The organism is Ruegeria sp. CF3 (assembly GCF_056537365.1).
In genome coordinates this window covers 1,347,168-1,371,813 of sequence record NZ_JBQFRK010000001.1, presented here as the reverse complement: position 1 = coordinate 1,371,813, position 24,646 = coordinate 1,347,168, and the positions used below count along the sequence as shown (strand labels likewise).

General features: G+C 56.1%; 21 protein-coding genes. 2 read left to right on the top strand and 19 right to left on the bottom strand.

The genetic code is table 11. The annotated features are described in order from the left end of the window. Nucleotide 1: 1 nt before the first annotated feature. From pdeM to ACR0KC_RS06855, 14 genes are all read right to left on the bottom strand, one after another. On the bottom strand, nt 2-664 hold the full coding sequence (gene pdeM / locus ACR0KC_RS06920; protein WP_480705574.1) for a ligase-associated DNA damage response endonuclease PdeM: 663 nt from the start codon (nt 662-664) through the stop codon (nt 2-4). Nucleotides 665-704: 40 nt separating this feature from the next. Then, a complete protein-coding gene (locus ACR0KC_RS06915) occupies nt 705-3,116 on the bottom strand; it encodes a ligase-associated DNA damage response DEXH box helicase (RefSeq protein ID WP_480705572.1) in 2,412 nt (803 codons plus the stop codon). A 49-nt stretch (nt 3,117-3,165) separates the two neighbouring features. Continuing rightward, nucleotides 3,166-4,473 carry an ATPase gene (locus tag ACR0KC_RS06910; protein ID WP_170397365.1) on the bottom strand — a complete coding sequence of 436 codons (1,308 nt, stop codon included), beginning with the start codon at nt 4,471-4,473 and terminating at the stop codon, nt 3,166-3,168. A gap of 116 nt (nt 4,474-4,589) precedes the next feature. Beyond that, complete coding sequence (locus tag ACR0KC_RS06905) at nt 4,590-5,135, bottom strand: prepilin peptidase (RefSeq protein WP_170404351.1); 546 nt, start codon at nt 5,133-5,135, stop codon at nt 4,590-4,592. Nucleotides 5,136-5,138: 3 nt separating this feature from the next. Then, complete coding sequence (locus tag ACR0KC_RS06900) at nt 5,139-5,990, bottom strand: tetratricopeptide repeat protein (protein ID WP_170397362.1); 852 nt, start codon at nt 5,988-5,990, stop codon at nt 5,139-5,141. A gap of 30 nt (nt 5,991-6,020) precedes the next feature. Continuing rightward, nucleotides 6,021-6,563 carry a tetratricopeptide repeat protein gene (locus ACR0KC_RS06895; RefSeq protein WP_480503818.1) on the bottom strand — a complete coding sequence of 181 codons (543 nt, stop codon included), beginning with the start codon at nt 6,561-6,563 and terminating at the stop codon, nt 6,021-6,023. A 52-nt stretch (nt 6,564-6,615) separates the two neighbouring features. Then, nucleotides 6,616-7,593 (bottom strand): type II secretion system F family protein, encoded by a 978-nt coding sequence (locus tag ACR0KC_RS06890; RefSeq protein ID WP_170397360.1) that lies wholly within the window; start codon nt 7,591-7,593, stop codon nt 6,616-6,618. 11 nt (nt 7,594-7,604) lie between these two features. Continuing rightward, nucleotides 7,605-8,573, bottom strand: a complete 969-nt coding sequence (locus ACR0KC_RS06885; protein WP_170397358.1) for a type II secretion system F family protein — start codon at nt 8,571-8,573, stop codon at nt 7,605-7,607. A gap of 12 nt (nt 8,574-8,585) precedes the next feature. After that, nucleotides 8,586-10,025 carry a TadA family conjugal transfer-associated ATPase gene (locus ACR0KC_RS06880; RefSeq protein WP_480705569.1) on the bottom strand — a complete coding sequence of 480 codons (1,440 nt, stop codon included), beginning with the start codon at nt 10,023-10,025 and terminating at the stop codon, nt 8,586-8,588. Between the two features lie 17 nt (nt 10,026-10,042). Further along, entirely contained in the window at nt 10,043-11,275 is a 1,233-nt protein-coding gene (locus ACR0KC_RS06875; protein ID WP_170424297.1) for a CpaE/TadZ family protein, read from the bottom strand. A gap of 201 nt (nt 11,276-11,476) precedes the next feature. Next, a complete protein-coding gene (locus ACR0KC_RS06870) occupies nt 11,477-12,103 on the bottom strand; it encodes an OmpA family protein (protein WP_170397345.1) in 627 nt (208 codons plus the stop codon). A 17-nt stretch (nt 12,104-12,120) separates the two neighbouring features. Beyond that, nucleotides 12,121-13,527: a type II and III secretion system protein family protein gene (locus tag ACR0KC_RS06865; protein WP_170397343.1), complete on the bottom strand. Its 1,407-nt coding sequence runs from the start codon at nt 13,525-13,527 to the stop codon at nt 12,121-12,123. A 196-nt stretch (nt 13,528-13,723) separates the two neighbouring features. Next, on the bottom strand, nt 13,724-14,605 hold the full coding sequence (gene cpaB, locus ACR0KC_RS06860) for a Flp pilus assembly protein CpaB (protein ID WP_170424295.1): 882 nt from the start codon (nt 14,603-14,605) through the stop codon (nt 13,724-13,726). Between the two features lie 445 nt (nt 14,606-15,050). Beyond that, entirely contained in the window at nt 15,051-15,245 is a 195-nt protein-coding gene (locus ACR0KC_RS06855; protein ID WP_170397337.1) for a hypothetical protein, read from the bottom strand. A 352-nt stretch (nt 15,246-15,597) separates the two neighbouring features. On the opposite strand from ACR0KC_RS06855, the gene ACR0KC_RS06850 reads away from it, so the two are divergent. Further along, a complete protein-coding gene (locus tag ACR0KC_RS06850; RefSeq protein WP_170424291.1) occupies nt 15,598-16,464 on the top strand; it encodes a transglycosylase SLT domain-containing protein in 867 nt (288 codons plus the stop codon). A 45-nt stretch (nt 16,465-16,509) separates the two neighbouring features. Here ACR0KC_RS06850 and ACR0KC_RS06845 read toward each other — a convergent pair whose 3' ends face one another. From ACR0KC_RS06845 to tldD, 5 genes are all read right to left on the bottom strand, one after another. Further along, on the bottom strand, nt 16,510-17,136 hold the full coding sequence (locus ACR0KC_RS06845; RefSeq protein ID WP_170397333.1) for a 3-oxoacid CoA-transferase subunit B: 627 nt from the start codon (nt 17,134-17,136) through the stop codon (nt 16,510-16,512). Further along, entirely contained in the window at nt 17,136-17,840 is a 705-nt protein-coding gene (locus ACR0KC_RS06840) for a CoA transferase subunit A (protein WP_480705566.1), read from the bottom strand. Before ACR0KC_RS06840 ends, ACR0KC_RS06845 begins: the two co-directional genes overlap by 1 nt. A 92-nt stretch (nt 17,841-17,932) precedes the next feature. Beyond that, a complete protein-coding gene (gene topA / locus ACR0KC_RS06835; RefSeq protein WP_480791097.1) occupies nt 17,933-20,557 on the bottom strand; it encodes a type I DNA topoisomerase in 2,625 nt (874 codons plus the stop codon). A 169-nt stretch (nt 20,558-20,726) separates the two neighbouring features. Then, on the bottom strand, nt 20,727-21,863 hold the full coding sequence (gene dprA, locus ACR0KC_RS06830) for a DNA-processing protein DprA (protein WP_480791096.1): 1,137 nt from the start codon (nt 21,861-21,863) through the stop codon (nt 20,727-20,729). Nucleotides 21,864-22,103: 240 nt separating this feature from the next. Further along, complete coding sequence (gene tldD / locus ACR0KC_RS06825; RefSeq protein ID WP_480791095.1) at nt 22,104-23,525, bottom strand: metalloprotease TldD; 1,422 nt, start codon at nt 23,523-23,525, stop codon at nt 22,104-22,106. A 176-nt stretch (nt 23,526-23,701) separates the two neighbouring features. On the opposite strand from tldD, the gene coxB reads away from it, so the two are divergent. Further along, complete coding sequence (gene coxB, locus ACR0KC_RS06820) at nt 23,702-24,613, top strand: cytochrome c oxidase subunit II (RefSeq protein ID WP_170397324.1); 912 nt, start codon at nt 23,702-23,704, stop codon at nt 24,611-24,613. Nucleotides 24,614-24,646: the final 33 nt, after the last annotated feature.

Sequence of the window (24,646 nt, the reverse complement as noted above, 5' to 3'; positions counted from 1 at the left end):
CCTATCTGGGCATCGGGATGAGTTGAGGTTGCGCACCGGTCAGAATTGCCCGCGCATCCGGCGCCATGATCCCGCTCAGAGCCTCTGCTGAACTGCGCAACCCCCCAGTGTAAGCGCCATAAGCTGGAAGGATCAGACGTGATTGATCCAGCAAAAAAGCCGGGCGGGTGATCGAGCGCCCTCGGGCATTCAGGTTAACTTTGGGGTGGTAGTGGCCCGAGATTTCACCTGCGCTGTTTTGCTGGGCGATATGGCGAAAAATCAGATCGTGGCAAGCCCACTCGGACAGATGTGTGCCGCCCATTTCTACCGGGCCGGGGTCATGGTTCCCCTCGATCCAGATCCAACGTCGACCAGCCTGCATTGCGGTGATCTGTTGCCTATCCTCAGCAGCCAACGCGCCCGAGGCATCGAGATCGTCAAAGCTGTCCCCCAAACAGATGACCTTCGTGGCACCGGTACGGGCAAGATCACTTGCCAATCGGGTCAATGTTTCGCGGCTGTCATACGGCGGCAAGGTCGGGCCGCCCCTGCGGGCGATCCGTTCGGATTTTCCTAAATGCAGATCGGAAACACAGAGCAAGCCCTGTTCCGGCCACCATAGTGCGCCCGACCCAAGCGCAGTCAGGTCTTGGCCAGCAAATGAAAACGCGATCTTGTTCATGATCCGTTCTTCATACGATTTTGCGGATTGCGCAAGTGGTTTATGCCGGTTGCAATCCGGCGGCCTGCAGTAACCGGGCACTTTCTTCCGCAAGCAGGCGTTCCTCGCCTTCACCCTTGACGGGGACTTTGCCAACTTCGAGGAACAGAGGCGCCGCCAGGGGTGAGACGCGGTCTAGCCGCAGCAGGTCAATCCGGTCTCCGATCCGGGCGACCATGGCTTCGATCCGTCCGAAATCGACCAACCCGCGCATGGCCTCTTCGCGGGTGATTTGCATCAGCAGATGTTCAGGATCGTATTTCAGCAAGGTGTCGTAGAGGATATCTGACGAAAATGTCGCCTGCCGACCACTCTTGCGCTGCCCACCAGTGTTGCGTTCGATCAACCCCGCGATTGTGGCCGAAGCACGAAATGTGCGTTTCATCACCGCGTTACCCGCCAGCCAAGTCTCCAATCCTTCTCGTAGCGCGTCCAACTGAAATAGTGGGCGCGGATCGGTCACCGCATCCAGCCCCCAGATTAAGGTGGCATAGTCAGTGGCTACAAATCCCAGCGGCGCAAGGCCGGTTTCCTCCATGCGTTTGGTCAACAGCAACCCCAGCGTCTGTTGCGCATTGCGGCCGGCAAATCCGTAGACGCATAGATGCTCGCGCCCCCTGTCAGGGAAGCTTTCAATCAACAGGCGGTCACTTTGCGGCAGGCGTGATATCTCGCGCTGAAGACCCAGCCATTCGGCAGTGTGGTCTGGCAACTGAGGCCAATCCGGCTGTGCGAACATCCGTAGGATTCGGTCGCTCAGCTGGGTGGACGTGGCGAACTTAGTACCCGAAAAGGTCGCGATCTTGGGCTTGCGGTCAGCGCGGCGGCTGACCTCGACCACCATCTCTCGCAGACCCTCATAGCGGACGATCTGACCACCGATCAGAAAGGTATCACCAGGGGTTAGCGAGGCCGCGAATCCCTCCTCTACCTCACCCAGAGGCTTGCCCCCGCGATTGCGCTTAAGCCGAACCTTCAGCGTGTCGGTGTCCTGAATCGTGCCAAGGTTCATGCGGATACGCTGTGCCGCCCTCGGGTCGCGCAATTGCCACGCTCCATCCGGGCGCTGCTGAAGCCTCTGCCACCGATCATAGGCTCGCAGGGCATATCCACCGGTGGCGCAGAATTCCAAACAGGCATCAAATTCAGCACGGGTGATCTGCGCATAAGGCCCGGCAGCCGTCATTTCGGCGTAGAGTGCATCTGCATCAATGGGTCCCGCTGCGGCGGCGATCAGAATATGCTGGCACAAAACGTCCCTGGGTCCTGGCCCGCGGGGGTCGCCATCCAGCTCATGTTCTTGCACAGCTTCCAGTGCAGCAACACATTCGACCACTTCGAACCGGTTGGCTGGGACGAGAATAGCTTTGGAAGGGGCATTGTAGCGGTGATTTGCGCGCCCGATCCGCTGCACCAGCCGCTTGACGTTCTTCGGCGCGCCGATCTGGATCACCAGATCCACATCGCCCCAGTCGATCCCCAGATCGAGGCTGCCGGTGCAGACAATTGCCCTCAGATCACCCCTGACCATCGCAGCCTCGACCCGTTCGCGTTGTTGCCGATCCAGACTGCCGTGGTGAATACCAATGGGCAGAGCGTCGTCGTTGGCGAGCCAGAGGTTGTGAAAGAAAATCTCGGCCTGCGCCCGAGTATTGTGAAAGATAAGTGTCGTCTTGTGCTTTTTGATCTGCTCCATCACAGCGGGGATGGAATAGGCTGCGCCACCGCCCGACCATGGCGGCATCTCTTGTGTTTGCAGCATCGAGATATCGGGGTCAGGGCCGGGATCAGCCTGAATAACTCGGCAAGGATCGGGATTGCGGGCTAGAAATCGTGCGATGCCTTCGGGGTCTTCAACCGTGGCGGACAAGCCTACGCGGCGCAGATCGGGGCAGAGTGTCTGCAATCGTGCCAGCGCCAACATCAATTGATCCCCCCGTTTGCTTTCTGCCAGTGCATGTATCTCGTCGACAACAATGCGCTGGACCCCAGCAAACATGCGCGGAGCATCTTCGTATGAAGTAAGTAACGCCAGACTTTCGGGCGTGGTCAGCAGGATATGTGGAGGATCGGCGCGCTGGCGTTTCTTCTGCGTGGCCGATGTGTCGCCGGTGCGATCTTCGATCCGAATTGGTAGGCCGATTTCCTCGACGGGAACGCGCAGATTGCGCCTGATATCCGCTGCCAGCGCCTTGAGAGGAGACACATAAAGCGTGTGCAATCCGTCATGCTGCCCTTCGGCCAACTCGGCCAGGGAAGGTAGAAAACCGGCCATGGTTTTGCCGCCACCAGTTGGAGCGATAAGAAGCGTCGCGGGATCATTCGCCCGCTCAAACATTTCTTGCTGATGCGGATGAATCGACCAGCCTTTGTTCGAAAACCAGTTTTGGATTGCCGGAGGAATCTGCACCATCCGACGAACCTAGCGCAGCCCTCAGGCCATGGAAACCAGGACCAGGGGATCAGTGAATGATCTTTTCTTCCTTCACGAACATGTTGGCCCAGGCTCGGTCGATCAGGTCCGGACTCATCTGATACGGGATACCCTCAAACTCGCAGATTGAGATCATCTGGTCGATCAGGAAGATCGGCTGATAGTTTGCGTAGATGTTGTTGATGGTCGGGTATTTGACCTTCAGCAAATGCACTAGCGCCGCCTCGTCTAGTGGCATACCGCGCTTGCGGGCGACCATGGCAAAGATCTTCAGGAAGTTCTCTTGGTTCGGGCCGTCGATTTTGATCTTGAAGAAAATCCGGCGCAGGGCCGCTTGGTCGAAAATCTCATTTGGGTGGAAGTTGGTCGAAAATATAACCAGCGTGTCGAATGGTACTTCGAACTTCTCACCCGATTGCAGGCCAAGGATATCCTTGCTTTCTTCAAGCGGAACAATCCAGCGGTTGATCAGGGCCTGAGGGGGCTCTGCCTGACGTCCAAGGTCGTCCACGATGAAGATGCCACCGGTGGATTTCAGCTGCAGAGGTGCCTGATAAGTACGCGCAGTGGGGTTGTAGACCAAATCCAGCATGCTCAGTGACAGTTCACCACCAGTCACAACGGTGGGGCGTTCGCACTGAACATAGCGAGTGTCGAACCGCTTGCGGCGGCGCAGGCTGTTGGGATCGTCCTCTTCTTGCTCGATCGCGGTGTGCACGATCGGGTCGTAGACCGTAATCACCTGACCGGCATATTCGATTGCGCGCGGAACATAGACGTTGTCCCCCAAAGCATCACGAATGCCGTTCGAGATCGAGGATTTACCATTGCCCGGAGGGCCATACATCAGAATTGAGCGACCGGCGCTGACCGCCGGGCCCAGATGATCCAGCAGGCTGTCGGGCAGAACAAGATGGCCCATCGCGCCAGTTAGCTGGTCGCGGGTGACTTGAATGTTACGGATCGACTGGCGCTTGACCTGCTCGCGGTAAACATCGAGCGGCACCGGCATCGCACCGAAATATTCAGACTGGCTCAACGCGTCCAACGCCCGCGCTTTGCCCGCATCGGTCAGCTGATAGCCCATTTCATTGCCGGAGTTGGCGTTCAGAGTCCCGGTCGCTTCAAGCAGTTTCTGCTCGCGTGCGATATCAACTAGTTCCTGTGTCACGGACCCGGGCAGACAGATGGCACCCGCAATTTCGCTGACCGTATCCACGTTCTTGCGAAAGACGGTCTTCAACAGAATGTCCCGCATCATCACCAGCGGAAGTTGCATTTCTCCCAGGCCTTTGGGGGCAGGGGGGGCAATCACAGAGGAGGTCTGCATATTCATGAGCGGGGCTCGTCCATCCAAAAATCACGCAAAAGGCCCTTGCGGGGCCGCTTTGGAAGAATTTGGCGCGGATTTGTGGCAGGACAAAGGCGCGGGCAAGGCGCGCTGATGATTGTTCACGATCCGTGGATTATGCCCAAAATCAAATAAACAACGAGGCTGCCAGCCAGCGTCAGACCCATAGGGAACTGTTTGCCGCGATCCCAGCTTTCCCAATGTGGTGCGATCTGGCGCAGCCGGGTGTATTTCGCCAACCGGTGGGCAAAGAACGCTCCCAGCAGAGTTGCCGTCAGAATCACCATGACCCACATCAGGTCACCGACCCAGACAAACGCTGCGGCTGCGGCACAGAACTTCGCGTCTCCGGCCCCCATCACACCAGCTGCATTTAGCACGATGCCGATAACAAGAACGACAACCATGTGAAGCAGCTGCCATCCGTAGACAGGCAGGGTCAGGGTTAACGGCCCGATGTTGCCGGGGATCCACGGACCGGACCACGGTGGCAATGCGATAAGCCCGACGATGAGATAAACAACCGCCAGCGCGACGACAGCGTGGTTCTTGATCCGCATCTCACGCATATCCGTAAAGGCAACGTAGAAACAGATCGGCAGAACAAAAGGTAGAAACCACGCCGCCGCTGCCGCTGGTATGATCATGGATCAGGCGTCCTCAAGGGCCCGAAGCGAGCGGACCGCCTCGTCATAATGCTGCGGGTGGGTGGAAATCGCCTCGCGATAGAGGTTCTTGGCCAGGTTGATATTCCCCTGTTTCACGGCTGAAATGGCCATGGTGTTCAACAGTTTCGCCCGTTCGGTCTGCGTCATTGGGACAACAGGGACGCTGTAGTTGCCTTGCGCGCTGCGCGCCAGAACAAGGTTGTTCTTGGCGGTGAACATAGAATTGTCCTGCCTAATGGCGTCGGTAAACAGCCGCTCGGCTTCCGCATATTGCCCGCGCGTTAGTTTGGAATAGCCCCAGTTGTTCATGACTCCGGCAGGGCGGGTCGTCAGGCCCACCGCGGTTTCGTAGTAATGGTCGGCGCGATTCCAGTCTTTTTTGGCATCTGCCACCAGCGCTTCAAGCCGATACCGTTTAAAGGTTTCATATGTAGGGGGGATCTTGTCCAATGTCGCCTTTGCGCCATCCCAGTTGCCGCTGCGAATCTGAGCATCAGCGTATTCGACACGGTCGGCGTTGTTGGCCCCTTTCATGCTCAGCACACGTTTCCACGCGGCGGAAGCTTCAGTGCTGCGCTTTGCACGGGTCAGCGTGATCGCTAGTCCTCGTTGCAGGTCGATGCGGTCGGGGTTCTTGGCGGCCGCACTTTGGAAATAGGTCACCGCCTCATTGGGATCGGCCGCATTCAGCATCACGTCATTCAGGTTGGTCTCGTCGATAACGTTCACTTCCTGAAAAGTACGTTCAACCTTTTCCTCTTCGGTTTCCTTTGCGCAGGCGGCCAAAACCAGCCCGCACGCCAGCATCGTCGGAATCAAGAAGGGTTGGCGCATTTTTGTGCGTCCTTTACTGCTCTGCCTCTATTACTGGATTTTACGCAGAACAAATTGCCCGTTGCCGCGCTGCTCCAGTTCAAATTCTTGTTCTTGAGGGGTATTATTAACAGGATTTTCCATTTTTGCGAGTGCTAACCGCAGATTGTCGCGGATTGCGTCACTTTCGCCATTGTCCAGCGCATAGGCTCTGCGGAACATCTGCGCGGCTTCGGCATATTCGCCCGTTTCCACCAAGAAGACACCCAGGTTGTTCCATGCCACAGGCCACTCGGGATCGTCCTCGACAGCACGACGCAATAGCGGTTCAGCTTGGCCAATCCGGCGCAATCCCAAATTAGCTGTCCCAAGCGAAGTCAGGATTTGCGGGGTCATACCCTGTTGCAACGCGGCACGGGTGAAGGATTCAAGTGCAAGCTCATATTCGCCCGCCGCCATCAATCGGTTTCCGACCGTCACCTCATCTACCGCAGGCCCATCAGGATCGACGCCAGGGGCAAACGGATCGTCTGTCGCGCCTGTTTCAGTGCAAGAGGCCACCATGGTGAAAACCATGGCGGCCGGAATTGTCATACGAAGGTGCCAACAACCTGATTTGGCAACCCAGCGAAGAAGCGGGAAGGCGTTATCGGTTTCCAAACTCCATAATACCTTTTGCCGAAGGTCCAACAAGGATGACCAGCAGAGGAGGGACGGTCAACATCATTGTCGCAAGGGTCATTTTGGTTGGCAACTTATTCGCTGCCTCTTCGGCGCGCATCACGCGTTTGTCACGCATTTCATCGGCATAAACCCGCAACGCTTCGGCAATGGATGTCCCGAATGTCGCTGATTGGATCATCACGGTGACGAACGCACTAACGTCCTGAACGCCGCATCGCGTCGCGAAGTCGCGCAAAACGGTGTCCTTTTCTTTACCGGCTTTCATTTCGTAGGCGACAACCTCGAACTCAAGCGCGATGTCTGGGTAAGATGCTTTCATCTCAGACGCGACCCGTACAATGGCCTGATCCAAGGACTGCCCGGCCTCGACGCATACCAACATCAGATCGAGCGTATCAGGGAAACCATTTACGATCGCTTCCTTGCGTTCCTCTACGCGCCGCGTGATCCAGTATTTGGGCACGAAGTAACCCGCAATACCAGGTCCCAGAACGCGAATGAGGATTTGTGTCGAGTCAAATTCCTGATCGCCCGCAAACACGGTAACCAGCGAGACGCCGATCAGGATCCCGATTATGCCCAATGCGAACTGAGCGAAGTGATAGAAACGAACCGCGTCCTTGGACTGATAGCCGGCTTGCCTCAACTTGAGTTGAACGGCGGTATACTCTTCTTCGTTCTTTGGTTCGAGAAAGTTGGCGAACTTCTCAAGCTGTTCGTTCCGGCTGGCTGTTCTGAGACGCTCTTTCTTTTCTTTCTTGTTGTTTTTTGGCGGTGAATTTGACCGCTGCAACTTCTTTAGTGGGTCTTCCGGCTGGTTCAGCATCAGCGGGATTGTGACCAGGATCATGAACAATCCCAAAACGCCCACGACAATCAGCGGACCGAATTCACCCAAGTTCTGCTTCAACAGTTCATTGATCTGGTTCAAAAATTCCATCTTTGGGCCTCTTAAACCTTAATGTCGGTCAGGATACGCATGACGATCAGGTTCAGGGTCAGCGTGATGCCGACAAAGAAACATGCCGGAATGAAAAGCGGATCGTCGATTACGGCGTCGTAGTAGTTCGGGTCCTTAACCATGATGAACAGAAGACAGGCGACCGGGAAACCCGACAGGAATTTACCTGACCATTTGGCTTCGGCGGTGATAGCGTTCACCCGGCGGAACAGTCGGAAACGCGCGCGGATCACCTTGGCCAATCCAGCCAAAATATCGGCAAGGTTACCCCCCGATTGCTGCTGGATCGAAACGGCGACGGCCAAAAACCGTAAATCCTGCATGTCCAGCCGCTCTGCCATATCTTTGAGTGCTTCACCGACATCCCGGCCATAAGCGGATTCATCCGAGATAACACCGAACTCTGTCGCAAGGGGGTCCTCGACCTCGTTAGCAACGATTTGGATCGAAGAAACAAATGGGTTTCCGACACGAAGTGACCGAACCATCAGTTCCACCGCGTCGGGCAATTGTTCTTCAATCAAGGCCATACGTTTATTGGCTTTGTTATTGACCCAAGCGTACACCGCTCCGACCCCGATCGCGACCGATAGAGCCGCCCGAAGCGTCGGTTCGGTCGCTGTTCCTACGCTCAAACCTACAAAAGCCAGCCCTGAAACCAGTGCCATGATCACAATCAACTGCCGAGGAGAGAAGGCGATCGCCGCCTTCTGCGCCTTGTCTGCCAATAGCGAGTAGAGCGGTATGCTCTGCGACTTCATGTGCTGCTGCATTTCCTTGCGCAGCTGCTCCAGTACTTGCTCGCGCCCGACGCCCTTATCGATCATGTCCAGCCTGCGATTGACGCGGCTGTTCAGGCTGATCGATTTTCCGAATGCGACGAGATAGATACCTTCGACCAGGGCAAAGACCCCGACGAAAATCACGATGTAGATGAGCGCCTCGACAGGCAGTTGCATATCTTGGTTCTCCTACATCGTGGTTGGATCGTAGATCGAGGCGGGCAGATCGAAGCCCCACAGACGGAAGCGCTCGGAATAGTGGCTGCGCACACCTGTGGCGGTGAAATGACCGATGATCTTGTTGTCGGGGGTCAGGCCAACACGTTGAAATTTAAATATTTCCTGCATCGAGATGACGTCACCTTCCATGCCGGTAATTTCGGTGATTGATGTCATCCGGCGCGAACCATCCTGCAGACGGCTGGCCTGAACGATCAGATTCACAGCCGACGAGATCTGGCTGCGGACCGCTTTGATCGGCATTTCGATCCCCGCCATGGCGATCATGTTTTCAAGACGCGAGATACCGTCACGGGCCGAGTTCGCGTGGATCGTGGTCATTGATCCGTCGTGGCCGGTATTCATGGCCTGCAGCATATCGATCACTTCGGCGCCACGGGTCTCGCCCACGATGATGCGGTCGGGGCGCATCCGCAGGGCGTTTTTCAAACAATCGCGTGGACTGACCTCGCCTTTGCCTTCAACGTTGGGCGGACGGCTTTCCATCCGACCCACATGGGTCTGCTGCAGCTGAAGTTCCGCGGTATCCTCAATGGTCAGAATGCGCTCGGCGTCGTCGATAAAGCTCGACAGCGCGTTCAGCGTTGTCGTTTTACCGGAACCGGTACCGCCCGAAACAATGATATTCAGACGAGTCGACACGGCGGCTTGCAGATAGGCTGCCATTTCTTCGGTAAACGCACCGAAATTGACCAGATCGTCGATGCCGAGCTTGTCTTTCTTAAACTTACGAATGGAAACAAGCGAACCATCCACCGCGATCGGCGGCACCATCGCATTGAAACGTGAGCCATCAGCCAAGCGGGCGTCAACATACGGGTTGGATTCATCGACACGGCGACCAACGGCAGAAACGATCTTGTCGATGATCCGCATCAGGTGCTTTTCGTCTTTGAACGTGATGTCGCTGATCTCAAGCTTACCGGCCCGTTCGACAAAAATCTGCTGGGGGCCGTTGACCAGAATATCGTTGACCGAGTCGTCTTGTAGCAGCGCTTCCAGCGGCCCGAGACCGGTGACCTCGTCATAAAGCTCTTTGTTTAGCTGGCTGCGGTCTTCACGGTTCAGAACGATGTTGCGGGCTTCCAGAACTTCGCTGGCAATCGCGCTGATTTCTGTCCGCAGTTCTGATTCTTCAGCTTTTTCAAGGGCTGCGAGGTTCAGGTTTTCAAGAAGCTCGCGGTGCAGCTCAAGCTTGATTTCGCCCAGCCGTTCCTTGCGCTTGCGTTCCTTGTCGTTTCCAACAACTTCTGCCGCCTTTTTCCTGACCGGCTTGCGCGCAATTGCGTTGGCAGCTGGTGCCGCAGCTGCTGCTGCCGGGGCCTCGACTTTCGACGCCTGGGTTTCAACCGGCTGCGCCGAAGGCTGTTTTTTGTATCTTGAAAACACGGCAGCTCCCCTTTGAGTTATGCGGCTTCGGCGTCACTACTGCCAAGGCTATGAAGCGATTGAGCCAATTTGGCGATTTCCCGGCGCAGCGGGTTCTTGGCCGCTGAATTTGCCAGCGGTAGACCGTGGTCGCCGCTTTGCATGACGGGTTTGCCGCCATCGGGCAGAAGCAGATCAATGGAAATACCCAGACTTTCACCCATACGTTTAACCCGGCTTTTACCGTTGAGATCGGTAAATTTAGGAGCCCGGTTCATAGCAAACCGCAGTTTGTTGAAGGGTAATTCTTCGGCCTGCAGTGCCCGTTTCAGACGCAATGCGTTCTGGGCCGAGCGCATATCCAGCTCAAGCAACGCAAAATAGACATGGGCGGCCTGCAGAACCGTTTCTGACCAGTGAACAAGTGTTTTTGGCATGTCTATGACGACATAATCAAAATTCGCGCGTGCGGTGTCGATCACACGCTGAATGTCCTCAGGCGTGATGATGTCCAGCGGCACCATGTCAGATGGTGCCGTTAGAACTTGCAGCTTCTCTTCAAACGTCTGGAGCGCTTGTCCAAAGGAGTCTTCGTCCATCGAATCCGTGTCTGAGAGCATTTCGAACACGGCTTCATGACGAGGCAGATCCAAATAGGTCGAAACAGTGCCGTATTGCAGATCCAGGTCGATCAGGCACACTTTCGGGGCTTCTTTGGCTGAAACCGTTGCAAGTTCCCATGCCAGATTGACCGCCATGGTTGTAGAACCGACACCACCTGCCAGACCCTGCACGACAAAAAGCGCCCCTTCTTTCGAGGAGCCGTTCGTCGCAGTAGGCGCTGCTTGTGGTGCCACAACCGGATCGGGTTGTTGCATACGATCGATTGCTTCCTGAAGTTCATTTTCGGGAAGCGGGTAGGGGACAAACTCGTCCGCACCTCTGCGTAGCAGCTGATGCAATGCGGCAGGGGTGACATCCTCGGCGATCAAGACAACCTTGATGCCTTTTTCCTTGGCCTGAGTGATGATCTCACCCATCAGTGTCAGGTTGTCTTCATCATCGCCGTCCAGCGCCAGCGCTACAAATTGAAGCGTCTTGGCTTCGGGTTGGCTAAAGAACGCAAGCGCTTCGGCAAATCCAAGATCACCCCAGCGTTCGCCCAGCGCAGCTTCCATATCCTCGATCAAAAGGTCGAAGTTCTGGACATCACGGCTGATGGTACAGGCCAAAATGGCGTTATTATCGTCTTGCGGCGTCGCGCTCGTCATTAACACAATCCTCATCGAGAGGGCTGAGCAAACCATTTGAACGCGAGAAGATTCAGTTCTGGTATGCTGTCGCCCGATGCGGTCGATTTTGGCCGCAGGTCACCCAATTGTTCACAAAGTGGCTTGGAAGTTAGGCAAGAATTGGGCGCAAAAGAACCAATTGTAGGGAAATGGGCGACAATGCCGCCCATTTCCTATTTATTAGTCGCTGGTACCACCGGCGTCTTCTTGCCGTTGGATATCGCTTATCGGGATCGCGCTTGAGATGTATTCGCGATAGATCACGTCCGCATATTTTCCATCTAGAATATTTGGATGCCGGTCGAAGAAGCCGGATACCTCGGTCACTGTCCGCCGATTGCGTCGATCCCGATCTTGGGTGGCAACCAACGGCCTGGATTTGCCAAAGGAAACAACGGCTTCCAACCGTGAACGCGATATTCCTTGTCGTGTCAGGAATGCAACGGCGGCATTGGCGCGGCGCTGGCCCAATCGCTTGTTATATGCCTCAGAGCCAACGGCATCCGTGTGCCCATAGACACGGAACCGCGCCTCGGGGAACTGTTTGATCCAGGCCGCCTGCTGCAACAGGATTCGTTGCGCCGAAGCGTCCAATTGCGCGCTATCGAAGGCAAAGTTGATCTGTGTTGGCACCTCGGCAGCGAAACGCCGCGCGAGGATTTGGCCATACGTCAACTCACCATTCATGACCTGAATGTTGTTCAGTGTAGCGTTACCAAACGTGCCCTGATCGATTTCGTACCCGGCCTCGCGTGTACAACCGGCGACAGCAACCGAAAGACCCAGTGTGATGATCCACTTTTCCATTGGTTCTATCCTCTCTATCAGTCCAGCACGTAGCCGTAAGAGGTGCCAAAATCCTGATTGGCAACTTCAGAGGCTGCACCATTTCCGGCGCGTTCAGTCCGAGAGATCTTGCCGTTTACGAACAGATCGAACTCGCTGGGCGGTTTCACACGATCGGTCGGCAGGGCAAGCGCCTCGCCACGAGTGGGCGACACCAGATGCGCGGTAATGATGATGATCAATTCACTCTGCTCACGCTGATACTGAGCGCTCCTGAACAACGCGCCCAATACAGGCACATCGCCAAGCCAGGGAACCTGGCTGTTCAGATCCGTGAAATCATCCTGGATTAGGCCTGCAATGGCAAAGCTCTCACCGTCGCGCAACTCGATGGTTGTCCGGGTTTGACGCGTGATGAAGCTGGGAACATTGTCGCCGTTGATCGTGAAGTTCGCACTCTGGTCGATGCTCGATACTGATGCACCCAGTTCCAGGTTGATCAGGTTGCCATCGACGACGCGCGGAACAAACAGCAGCTGTACGCCAAACTGACGATACTCGATCGCAACAACACCGTCGCCTTGGGGTACTGGGATTGGCACCTCACCACCGGCAAGGAACTCCGCCTCTTGGCCAGACAGTGCAGAAAGATTCGGTTCTGCCAAGCTGCGAACCAAACCCTTGGTTTCAAGGGCTTCCAAAAGCAGTCTAACCTGTGTCGACCCCGCGCCGAAACCGAAGAGAATGGCACCGGAATTTGTCTGAACAAACGGGATGTTGTTCGCCAGTGCGTTGTTCAGTGCGCCCTGGTTATTCAAGGAATTGAAGCCCGCAGTGGTGTCGCCACCGCCAAAGCCCAACGATGCCGACAAGTTTTTGGCTACAGAGCGGTTCATTTCCGCAAAGCGCACTTTCAGCATGACCTGCTGCACGCCACCGACATTCATCAGGTTCGATACACGTTCAGGGGCATACCGTTCTGCCAACTCAAGCGCACGCGCCAGTTTGGCACTGCTGGAAACTGTTCCCGACAAGACGATCCCATCATTGGCGGTCCGAACCTCGATTCGCTCACTGGGAAGAATCTGACGCAAGCGTTCTTTGAATTCCGAAACATCAGGGGAAACACGCACACGCACGTTGGTAATCAGATTACCCGCGCCGTCGAACATTGTCAGGGTGGTTGTACCCGGTGCCCGACCGAGAACATAGATAGTGCGGTCCGACAGGGTCGAAATATCCGCTATGCCTGCATTAGCAATGCTGATGTCTGCGAACGGTTGTTCGCTCTCCACCACGATTGCGCGATTTACGGGGACATCCAGCGTTTCCGCCGTACCCTTTTTAACCACGCGAAGATTTTGGGCCCAAGCGGCATCGCCGATTGGGCTCACAACTAGCGACAACCCCAGCAGGGTTGCGCTGATCCAGGAACGTATTGTCATGTGACCTGCCTCTCCGATCACCACTCGATTTTTTTTGGGTCTTATGCCCTATGCTATGAAACCCTGCGACAGAACCAGATTTATTGCAATAATCAATGGTTTCTGGAAAGTTCCTTATGTGGATTATGCGCAACAACACAAAGAAAGAGACCGCGCAAAATGCGCGGTCTTTGTCTCGTAAAGGTCTGAAACTTAGTTAGTTTGTACAGGGAATTGGGGTCTCTACCGTCTCGCCGCCACGACGGGTGCGGATTGTGCAGACCTTCTCCGGAGCTGCGACGGGGGCCGGGGCCCTCTCTTCAATGCCAAGCAAAGACTGCTGATCGACTTCAACCACCTCTGCCACCTTGTCATCTTGAGCGCCAACCAGTGCCAGCGACATGCGACCCGTGTTCTGAGCCTGTGCCAAAGCGGCGATCTGTTGTGGCGTCGCTGCAACTGTGACCGTGCGAGCAATGGTTGTGCCGGTCACATCCAGACCCGCCGACTGATCAACAGCGACCAATTCGATGTTCGTCAGCACCAAACGAGTAATCTCACCGCGGCCAGAATCGCTGGTGCCACGTAATGAGCCGGTCCAATACACGTCCACCGTATCGCCCGGGCGCAAAAAGCCTGATACGCCAGATGCCACATCAACGCTTATCGCAAATGCGCGCATTCCCTTGGGCAATTGCGACCTGAGGCCAGCAGTCTCGCCTGGATTGGTGACTTTGACTTCCATAATCGCTTCGTCTTTCTCCATCGCGCGGAGAACGAATCGTTCATTGTTTTTGATTTCCGGGAATAGGGTTGTCATGTCCACAAAGGCACCCTCGGGAATCGCATCCTCTGGCCACTGAACGACGCGGATATCTTCCTGGTTCAAACGTTCGCCGTATTTGAAGGAGCGATTCGAAACCAAAACGCCTACGGTCGGGACGATGCCCGCCTGCGCATTGGCAAGCGCCTCTTCGCGCAACTTGCGTTCCTGTGCAAGTTTGGCCTGATTGTCCGTGATGTATTCGCGTGCCATATAGACAGCACCACCGGCCAACGCGACCCCGATGATAAGAACAAGTCCAAAAACAGCTCGCATTTGTCCCTCTTTATTTTCCGTAGACCGCGACTCTTGAAGTCACATCGATTCAGGATCCAAGATATTTTTCAATTGTGTCGAAAAAGCGGACAATCCCGGTAATTTTTGGCAGAAAATACGCTTATTCGCAGGGTTGCCGTTTCGCTAGTAAATGGGAACGGGCCCGCGCTACTCAAAGACCATCTCTTCTACTTCTACATTTGCGATCGGCTGTCCCGCTGTTAGAAGTCCTTGGCTCAGGATGAAGTAGATTATTGCGGCGAGACCTGCGATTGCAGCAGTTAAAACCACCCAGTCTACGGTTATCGCGCCGGTCTCATCGGTTCGGAAACTATATACTCTTTTTAACATTGGACTATACCGGATCGCTCTCTTCTGAAAACAAAGGGGCCACGCCTTTGAGTAAAGACATGGCCCCAAGTTGTTATGCTAGACCGATAACAGATTATTCGGTATCCGGAACTGTCACAGTTACCGAACCCAGAGCGTCATCGATGTTGCCTGCCAGGCTGCTGGCACCATTGTGGATCTGGTTGTAAGCAACGGCTGCCAGGCCAACAACAGCTGCGGTCAGAACGACCCAGTCTACAGTTACGGCGCCGTCTTCGTCTTTGCGGAAGTTCTTGATGAACTTGATCATGTTATGTCCCTCCTAAAGGATCAAAAATTAATTAACCTCGGCGTCTTTCAGAGCTTTCTCTCTCAGTCCGCTCCCGATCGTCTCGGTATGGATATATGTTTGACCCCTGTGCGTGGCAGGAATTGGGCCAAACCAATATTTTTTTGCTCAAAGCTTAATTTTTTGTTGGTGAATTTAGTAACTAATTGGAAATAAATAAAAAAAATCACACCTTTTTTGTACTTCCGTTGCGTGGGCGATGCAAAATGGCGGCAATTGAGGCGAAATTGCCCCAATTCGCTTGGTTTTTCTGGTGTTGCGGGCCGTTATGATGTTCAAAATGCTTCAAAAGATAAGAAATCGAGGCAGGCAAATGTATTTCCGGGACGCAGTAATATGCGCCGGTGCAGCGGTGTTTCTGATGGCGGGTGCAATTCCTGTCACTGCAACCGAAACCGAGCCGCGCGGCGTCTATAAGCGCATAAAGGCCCCTAAACCGGGGACACGTCCGCGCGTGACGATTCAGATCACGCCCGAACAACATGCAGCATCACCATCAGCCCCCAGCACTGGCGCCAAGCTGGAAGTGCCTGAGATTGCCGCTATCGCAAAGCCGCCCCCATCGGTTCCTCAGAAGATTGCGGGGGCGACCAAGCCAGTTGGCTCTTATAAAGCATTCTGGAGCCGGGTATCCCCCGATCTGGCGCAGGCCAGCGCAGGTAGGCTGAGAGAGGCCGTTCAAGCGCTTACTGCCACGGGTGTCGCGGCGCCGCGTCTGCAGACCTTGCAAGACATCGCAGAAAAGCGAGGGGTGGATATTCTACGTTCGACCGTAGGGACGAATGTCTCACCCGCACTTGTCCTAGCCGTTATCTCGGTAGAATCTGCGGGCCGCACACAGGCTGTCAGTTCTGCCGGGGCGCAGGGCTTGATGCAATTGATGCCAGCTACCGCCGAACGTTTTGGGGTAGAGGACAGCCTGAAACCTGAACAGAATATCGAAGGTGGGGTCAAATACCTGCATTGGCTCATGAACGAGTTCGACAATGACCCGATTCTCGTACTGGCAGGTTACAATGCCGGCGAAGGGGCCGTGCGCAAGCATAGTGGTGTGCCACCTTATGCCGAGACCAGAGACTACGTGCCCAAGGTTCTGGCCGCGTTTCAGGTCGCGAGTGCTCTTTGTACAACAACACCGCAGTTCGTTTCGGACCCCTGCATTTTTCAGACTTCGAACTAAAAAAGGCCCGCGTCGCAGCGGGCCTTATGAATCATTGGCCTGAGGTCAATCTACGATTGTTGCCTGAGTCGCTCCTCGCATCTCGTCCTCGCTGACGCCATCGGCCAGTTCGACGATCTTCAGGCCACCTTCGACGACATCCAGAACACCCAGATTGGTGATGATGCGATCCACAACGCCCTGGCCAGTCAGAGGCAGCGTGCATTCCTTCAGCACTTTTGAATCACCATGCTTGTTGGTGTGATCCATCACTACAATCACGCGACCAACGCCAGCGACCAGATCCATCGCACCGCCCATACCTTTGACCAGCTTGCCGGGGATCATCCAGTTGGCCAGGTCTCCTTTCTCGTCCACTTCCATCGCACCCAAAATCGCAGCAGCGATCTTACCGCCTCGGATCATGGCGAACGAGGTCGCGCTATCGAAGTAAGAGGTGCGGGACAGTTCGGTAATCGTCTGCTTGCCTGCGTTGATCAGGTCAGCGTCTTCCTCGCCCTCAAACGGGAAAGGCCCCATGCCCAGCATACCGTTTTCGGACTGTAGGGTGATGTCCTTGTCCCCTACATAGTTCGCCACCAGCGTCGGAATACCGATGCCGAGGTTCACATACATGCCGTCTTCCAGCTCTTCTGCCGCACGTGCGGCCATCTGATTGCGATCCCAGGGCATTATGCGTCCTCCTTCTTGCGGGTGGTGCGCTGTTCGATGCGCTTTTCGTGGCTGCCTTGGATAATGCGATGCACATAGATGCCGGGCAGGTGGATGCCATCCGGGTCCAGCGAGCCGCGCGGGACGATTTCTTCAACCTCAGCCACACAAATCTTGCCGCAAGTCGCTGCGGGCACGTTAAAGTTGCGGGCGGTCTTGCGGAACACGAGGTTCCCGGTGTCATCGGCTTTCCACGCCTTTACGATCGCGAGGTCGGCGAAGATGCCTTCCTCCATGATATAGGTCTCGCCGTTGAAGTCCTTGTGCTCTTTGCCTTCCGCGATCACCGTTCCTACGCCCGTCTTGGTGTAAAACCCGGGGATGCCAGCGCCACCGGCCCGCATCCGCTCGGCCAGTGTGCCTTGTGGATTGAATTCCAGCTCCAGTTCTCCACTCAGATACTGGCGCATGAATTCGGCGTTTTCCCCAACGTAAGAGCTGATCATCTTTTTGACCTGCTTGGTTTGCAGCAGGATGCCGATGCCAAAATCATCCACACCTGCGTTATTCGAGGCAAATGTCAGATCCTTCGCGCCTGAGGCCTTGATCGCTTCAAGCAGCATTTCCGGGATACCGCACAGCCCAAAGCCGCCCGCAGCGATCAGCATGCCGTCCGATATCACCCCATCGAGCGCCTCATAGGCATTGTCATAGATTTTCTTCATGGAAAACTCCCCCAATGACATGGTGTTGGGCCGATTTGTGCCGCCACGTCACGGGGAAGTCAACGAATCCAAGGGTCAGGTGGTATTTCTACCTAACTTGCTTTCTTGGTGGTCTTCTTGGCAGCAGCTTTCTTCTTGGGGGCTGCCTTTTTCTTTGTGCCTTTCTTGGCCGCGCGTTCATTGACCAGTTCGATGGCCATTTCCTGGGTCACATCCTCGGGCTTGATGTCTTTGGGGATCGTCGCGTTGACCTTTTCCCATTTCACATACGGTCCATAGCGCCCGTCCAGTACCTGCATCGCACCGCCATCGGGATGCTCGCCAAGTTCTTTCAGCGGCTTCGCGGCCGCCCGACGTCCGCGACCTGGATTGGCGCGTTTTTCGGCCAACAGTTCGACGGCGCGGTTCATGCCGATCTCAAACACATCGTTCGGGTCTTTGAGGTTGGCGTAGACAGGCTTTGCCTCGTCGGCCAACTGATGCATTAGATAAGGTCCAAAGCGACCAAAGTTCGAACTGATCATGCCGCCTTCGGGGTGCTCGCCGATCTGACGGGGCAAGGACAGAAGAGTCAGCGCTTTCTCCAGATCCATGTCGTCTTTGCTCCAGCCACGGGGCAGGGACGCACGAGGAGGCTTCTTGTTCTCAGGCGTGGGCTCTCCGCGCTGGACATATGGCCCAAATCGACCGGATTTCAGCCAGATCTCATCGCCCCCATCTTCGCCCAGCAAACGCTCGTCACCTTCCGCGCCCTCACCAGCGATCGGACGGGTATAAGTGCACTCAGGATAGTTGCCACAACCGACAAACCCGCCGGTGCGCGAGGTTTTCAGATGTAACTGGCCAACACCGCATTTCGGGCAAATGCGCGGGTCCGAGCCATCTTCACGCGGCGGATACAGCTGCGGTGCCAGCGCTTCGTCCAGCTTGTCCAGCACTTCCGAGATACGCAGCTCCGATGTCTCACCAATCGCGGCAGAGAAATCGCGCCAGAACTTGCCCAGCAGATCCTTGTAGTCGCGTTCACCTGCGCTGACGTCGTCAAGCTCTTCTTCCAGATTGGCGGTGAACTCGTAGCCCACATACTGGCGAAAGAAATTCAGCAGGAAGATGGTGACGATCCGGCCCTTTTCTTCGGGGATCAGCCGATTCTTGTCTTTACGTACATATTCACGATCCTGAATCGTGGTGACAATCGAGGCATAGGTCGACGGACGCCCGATCCCCAGCTCTTCCATCCGTTTGACCAGCGTGGCCTCTGTATAGCGCGGCGGCGGTTGGGTGTGGTGCTGCAGCGCCAGAACGGATTCGTTCTCGGCCAGAATGGCGGCCTTTTCCGAGTCGGCGGTGGCCTTGGCAAACTGATCACGCAGCGAGGTCTTGGCAAAACGTGCGGGATCGCCCTGCATGATCTGTGGCAAGCGCTTGTCGTCATCGTCGACCACGTCATCGCGGCCTTCTTCGTAAACGCGCATGAAGCCATCGAACAGCACCACCTGACCGGTGGCGCGCAGGCCAACCTGACCGTCCGTGCTGGTAATCTCGACAGTCGTGCGTTCAAGCCGTGCGGCAGCCATCTGACAGGCAATGGTGCGTTTCCAGATCAGATCATAAAGCTTGCGCTGATCCTCATCGGTCACCTTCAGCGCCTTGGCATCGCGCGACATATCTGTCGGGCGAATACACTCGTGTGCTTCCTGAGCGTTTTTGGCCTTGTTTTTGTACATGCGCGGGCTGTCTGGCACGTATTCCGCACCATAACGGTCGGCGATTGCATCGCGCGCTGCCGCCACGGCCTCGGGGGCCATGTCGATACCGTCGGTTCGCATGTAGGTAATGTATCCGGCCTCATACAGCCGCTGGGCCACCTGCATCGCATGGCGTGCGCCCATGCCGAACTTGCGGCTGGCTTCTTGCTGTAAGGTCGACGTCATGAACGGGGCAGAGGGGTTGCGCGCGGCAGGCTTGGCCTCGACCGATGTCACACTCAGATCACGGCTGGTGATCGCCTGAACCGCCAGTTCGGCTTGCGTTGCATTCGCTAGATCGTGCTTGTCCAGTTTCTTGCCTGCCAGCGTGACTAGACGCGCCTCGTAGGTTTGTCCCCTAGGCGTCTCGAACACAGCCTTGACCGACCAGTATTCGACCGGCTTGAAGGCTTCGATCTCCATCTCGCGTTCAACGATGAGGCGCAGGCAGACCGATTGCACGCGCCCCGCTGAACGGGCACCCGGCAACTTGCGCCACAGAACGGGTGACAGGTTGAACCCTACCAGATAGTCCAACGCGCGGCGGGCCAGGTAAGCCTCGACCAGCGGCATATCGACCTCACGCGGGTTCTGCATCGCCTCGGTCACGGCGTCCTTGGTGATCGCGTTGAACGTTACGCGGCTGACTGGCGTGTCCTTCTTGATCGAACGCCGCTTGGTCAGCGCTTCTTGGAGGTGCCAGCTGATTGCCTCGCCTTCTCGATCAGGGTCGGTCGCGAGGATCAGTGCGTTGTCTTCTTTCAGAGCGTCGGCGATCGCCTTGACATGCTTACGGCTGTCATTGCCGACCTCCCATTTCATTGAAAATTCATGCTCGGGATCGACCGACCCATCCTTCGGCGGCAGGTCCCGCACATGGCCATATGAGGCCAAAACGGTGTAGTCGGGGCCAAGATATTTATTGATCGTTTTTGCTTTGGCCGGAGATTCTACAACAACTACGGGCATTTAAGAGGAATCCTCGCTCGACGGATTTTGCGCTTTGTATGACCGTGCAAAATGTGTGGGGCAAGATCGAATTGTCAATGCGTTCGTTTTCACTACTAAAAATACTCTGAATTCAAGCCGGTTCTGGCCGCACCGCTCGCGGAATCAGGTGTCGAATCCATTCGGTAACTTAGGCGCAAAGTGACAGCAGGCCGCCTGGTTGCCGCTGAATCTTGCCCTCAAGCTCCAGATCGACCAACACAGGGCCGACTTCGCCCGCAGATGCAGCGATGTCCCGGATCAACTGGTCTTCCGCGATCGGAGATGGGCCAAGTCGAGTCAGAATCGCCTCGTGCAAGGCTTGGGGCGTGATTTCGGCTGTGTCTGCCTCGGGTCCAAGGGGTAGGATTTGTTGGGCGGAGGATTGTAGCTGTTGCTTGGGCAAAGCATCAATCACGTCTTCTGCATTGCGGACGAGTATAGCCCCGTCTCGGATCAGCAGATTGCATCCTGCCGCGCGGGCGTCAAAGGGATGGCCGGGCACGGCCAGAACCTCGCGCCCTTGGTCCAGGGCGTCCCGCGCGGTGATCAAGCTGCCGGATTTCGCCGCGGCCTCGACAACGACCACTGCCTGCGCCAGACCCGAGATAATGCGATTGCGGCGCGGAAAATGTCGTGCCTGAGGTGTTGTGCCCAACGGTTGTTCAGACAGGCGAAGACCGGTTTCTGCGATATCTCGCGCAAGATCGGCATTTTCGGCCGGATAAATCACATCTACCCCACCTGCTAACACTGCCACAGTACCGGTCGCCAACGTGGCGAGGTGCGCCGAGGTGTCAATGCCGCGGGCAAGCCCCGAGACCACGACATAGTCTTGCTTACCCAGATCCGTCGCCAACGCCCGCGCCATGCGCGCGCCCAGCGAAGAACAGTTCCGTGCCCCGACCATGGCAATTGCCCGGCGTTTCAAGATCGACGGATCGCCGATTGCCCAAAGCATCGGGGGCGCATCCGAAAGGTCACATAACGCGTAAGGGTAATCGGCGGCCCCAAGGCACAAAAGCCGCGCTTTGGCGATCTTTGCGGCCTTGAGCTCCGCCTCAATTACGCCGGGCGGGCAGATTTCATAATCCTCGATCCCGGCAGCGCGCGCCATTTCCGGCAACGCGGCCAGCGCGTTCTGCGCCGAGCCATGTTCGCGCAATAAGCGCCGGAATGTTGCCGGCCCTACTTTGCGTGAGCGCAACAGACGGAGCCAGGAAAACCGGTCCTCTTCCGTGGTGGGTGGGAGTGGGGGGTGATTGGAAGAAAGCTGCTCTTCGGTCATCCGATGCTCCGCCTGATTGCAAAACTGGTTTACGGTGCAGCGGGTTAACAGCCTGTGAATCTTAGAAAATTAGATCGGTATTTTTCGAACCCATCCCTCGGAGAGATGATTATGTCATTGAAAGAAAGAAAGAAAATTCGTGCGAATTATCTTGGCTCACATATCCATGGATGAGTTTTTGATTTGACGCGAAGGGTAGTGTGTTAACTCTTCGCGCCTTGATTCTTCTTTTGAGCCGACTCAGGTGGCAGAGCCGCCCACGGTCAGCCCATCCATCAAAACGGTAGGTTGGCCGACACCGACCGGCACCCATTGCCCATCCTTTCCACATGTGCCCATGCCGGGATCCAGCGCCATGTCATTGCCCAGTCCCCGAATGCGTTTTAGCGCCGAGGGGCCGTCGCCAATCAGCGTCGCGCCTTTGACCGGAGCGCCGATCTTGCCGTTCTCGACACGATATGCCTCGGTGCAGGAGAACACGAACTTGCCGTTGGTGATGTCGACCTGGCCACCGCCGAAGCTCACAGCCCAGATACCGTCTTTGATATCTGCCACCAACGAGGCCGGATCGGCATCGCCACCCAACATGATTGTGTTGGTCATGCGCGGCATCGGTTTATGGGCATAGCTTTGACGCCGGCCGTTCCCGGTTGGAGAAACGCCCATCAGGCGTGCGTTCTGTCGGTCCTGCATATATCCGGTGAGGATTCCATCCTCGATCAGAACTGTACGCGAGCTGGGTGTACCCTCGTCATCCATTGATATCGAACCGCGTCGGTCTGCAATCGTCCCATCATCCACGACTGTTACACCTTTCGAAGCGATCTGCTGCCCCATCAGCCCGGCAAAAGCGGAACTGCCCTTGCGGTTGAAATCACCTTCAAGCCCGTGGCCGATGGCCTCGTGCAACAGAATACCGGGCCAACCGGGGCCCAACGCGACTTCCATCACGCCGGCAGGGGCAGGGACGGCATCCAGATTGACCATCGCGATCCGCAGAGCCTCACGCGCCTTATCTTGCCAGTCTGAGGGATCGATCAAGCCATCCAGCCCAACACGTCCGCCACCTCCGGCAGAACCGCTTTCGCGCCTGCCGTCCTGTTCTACGATAACCGAGATGTTCAGGCGGGTCATCGGGCGTATATCGCGCACCTGCACACCATCGGGGCGAAGAATCTCGACCTCCTGCACTGCAGCGGCAATCGTGGCGCTGACTTGCACAACCCGGGAATCCAGACCACGGGTAAAAGCGTCTATCTCGCGCAGTGTCTCGATTTTGACCGGGAAGGCGGCGGATTCGATCGGGTCTTCATCGGTATATAACCTGGTATTGGTGGCACGTGGTGGCCCGGCCAGCGTCCCACCACCATCGCCGACCGCCAACCGCGCGGTTTCGGCTGCACGCTTCAGAGAGGGAATCGAAACATCCGTTGAATGCGCGTATCCAGCCACTTCACCCTGCACCGCGCGAAGACCGAATCCCTCGGAAGCGTCGTAAGAAGCCGTGCGCAATCGGCCGTCATCAAACACTAAAGATTCGGATTTGCGCCGTTCTACGAACAGTTCCCCATCCTCGGCGCCATCAGTTGCAGCCTTCAGTACAGCAAGCGCTTCATCCTTGGGAAGAACGCTTTCAAACGGGCGAAACGGGGCCTGAGTCATCAGTTGTGACCTTTCGGGTTTGATCCAGATCAAAAATAGCGTCTGTTTGACGCAAGCATTTTGCTTTATCTACCCGACGGAATATGGTTTTTAACGCGGCCAAAGACAACGGGAGAGGTGCGACCGATTCACACCTTTTCGCGAGAGACGCAAAGATCAAACGATCAGGACAGAAAATGAAGAATGCTTTGATGCTTTCCGGGCTTGCTACGGCCCTCTCCAGCCTTCCCGCCATGGCTCAGGAGCTTGAGATTATTGGCAAGCCGGTTGACGGCGGCATGGGGTTCCAGCCTGCTGCCACCAGCCTTGCCGAAGGGATTCAGTCGCTGGACAACATGATTCTGGTGATCATCACCGCGATCTGTGTGTTTGTTGCGGGTCTGCTGGTTTACTGCATCGTACGCTACAACCAGCGCGTAAACCCGAACCCGGCTCGGTTCTCGCATTACACTCCGGTTGAGATTGCCTGGACTTTGGGCCCGATCCTGATTCTGGTCTTCATCGGGGCTTTCTCGCTGCCGGTTCTTTTCAAGCAACAAGAGATTCCCGAAGGCGACATCACCATCAAAGTCGTGGGGAACCAGTGGTACTGGACCTACGAATATGTCGATCATGACTTTGCCTTCGACAGCTATCTCCTGGGCCACCCGGCCACCCTCGACGAGGGCGCGCGCCCGGCTGATGCCGACGTAACACCGTTTGTTCTGGACGATGCGATGCGGGCGAAGCTGGCCGATGCAGGCTATGGCGAAGACGAATGGCTTCTCGCCACCGATACCGCCGTCGTTGTTCCGGTTGGCAAGATTGTCGTGATGCAGGTTACCGCATCGGACGTGATCCATTCCTGGACCATTCCTTCGTTCGGCGTGAAGCAGGACGGCGTTCCTGGTCGTCTGGCCGAACTGTGGTTCGAAGCAGACAAGGAAGGCGTCTATTTCGGACAGTGCTCTGAGCTGTGCGGTAAAGACCATGCCTATATGCCAATCACTGTCAAAGTGGTCAGCGAAGAGGCATATGAACAGTGGCTGCAGGGCGCGCTTGAAGAATATGCAGGTCAGCCTGCTTCCTACCAAGTGGCCTCGAACTAAGCCCTTTGCGGCCTAGGTAAACACATGCGGGCT

What these genes read in the sequence shown, in the direction of transcription:
- pdeM (WP_480705574.1), bottom strand. Translation starts at nt 664, where the DNA reads ATGAACAAGATCGCGTTTTCATTTGCTGGCCAAGACCTGACTGCGCTT.
- ACR0KC_RS06915 (WP_480705572.1), bottom strand. Translation starts at nt 3,116, where the DNA reads ATGGTGCAGATTCCTCCGGCAATCCAAAACTGGTTTTCGAACAAAGGC.
- ACR0KC_RS06910 (WP_170397365.1), bottom strand. Translation starts at nt 4,473, where the DNA reads ATGAATATGCAGACCTCCTCTGTGATTGCCCCCCCTGCCCCCAAAGGC.
- ACR0KC_RS06905 (WP_170404351.1), bottom strand. Translation starts at nt 5,135, where the DNA reads ATGATCATACCAGCGGCAGCGGCGGCGTGGTTTCTACCTTTTGTTCTG.
- ACR0KC_RS06900 (WP_170397362.1), bottom strand. Translation starts at nt 5,990, where the DNA reads ATGCGCCAACCCTTCTTGATTCCGACGATGCTGGCGTGCGGGCTGGTT.
- ACR0KC_RS06895 (WP_480503818.1), bottom strand. Translation starts at nt 6,563, where the DNA reads ATGACAATTCCGGCCGCCATGGTTTTCACCATGGTGGCCTCTTGCACT.
- ACR0KC_RS06890 (WP_170397360.1), bottom strand. Translation starts at nt 7,593, where the DNA reads ATGGAATTTTTGAACCAGATCAATGAACTGTTGAAGCAGAACTTGGGT.
- ACR0KC_RS06885 (WP_170397358.1), bottom strand. Translation starts at nt 8,573, where the DNA reads ATGCAACTGCCTGTCGAGGCGCTCATCTACATCGTGATTTTCGTCGGG.
- ACR0KC_RS06875 (WP_170424297.1), bottom strand. Translation starts at nt 11,275, where the DNA reads ATGACGAGCGCGACGCCGCAAGACGATAATAACGCCATTTTGGCCTGT.
- ACR0KC_RS06870 (WP_170397345.1), bottom strand. Translation starts at nt 12,103, where the DNA reads ATGGAAAAGTGGATCATCACACTGGGTCTTTCGGTTGCTGTCGCCGGT.
- ACR0KC_RS06865 (WP_170397343.1), bottom strand. Translation starts at nt 13,527, where the DNA reads ATGACAATACGTTCCTGGATCAGCGCAACCCTGCTGGGGTTGTCGCTA.
- cpaB (WP_170424295.1), bottom strand. Translation starts at nt 14,605, where the DNA reads ATGCGAGCTGTTTTTGGACTTGTTCTTATCATCGGGGTCGCGTTGGCC.
- ACR0KC_RS06855 (WP_170397337.1), bottom strand. Translation starts at nt 15,245, where the DNA reads ATGATCAAGTTCATCAAGAACTTCCGCAAAGACGAAGACGGCGCCGTA.
- ACR0KC_RS06850 (WP_170424291.1), top strand. Translation starts at nt 15,598, where the DNA reads ATGTATTTCCGGGACGCAGTAATATGCGCCGGTGCAGCGGTGTTTCTG.
- ACR0KC_RS06845 (WP_170397333.1), bottom strand. Translation starts at nt 17,136, where the DNA reads ATGCCCTGGGATCGCAATCAGATGGCCGCACGTGCGGCAGAAGAGCTG.
- ACR0KC_RS06840 (WP_480705566.1), bottom strand. Translation starts at nt 17,840, where the DNA reads ATGAAGAAAATCTATGACAATGCCTATGAGGCGCTCGATGGGGTGATA.
- topA (WP_480791097.1), bottom strand. Translation starts at nt 20,557, where the DNA reads ATGCCCGTAGTTGTTGTAGAATCTCCGGCCAAAGCAAAAACGATCAAT.
- dprA (WP_480791096.1), bottom strand. Translation starts at nt 21,863, where the DNA reads ATGACCGAAGAGCAGCTTTCTTCCAATCACCCCCCACTCCCACCCACC.
- tldD (WP_480791095.1), bottom strand. Translation starts at nt 23,525, where the DNA reads ATGACTCAGGCCCCGTTTCGCCCGTTTGAAAGCGTTCTTCCCAAGGAT.
- coxB (WP_170397324.1), top strand. Translation starts at nt 23,702, where the DNA reads ATGAAGAATGCTTTGATGCTTTCCGGGCTTGCTACGGCCCTCTCCAGC.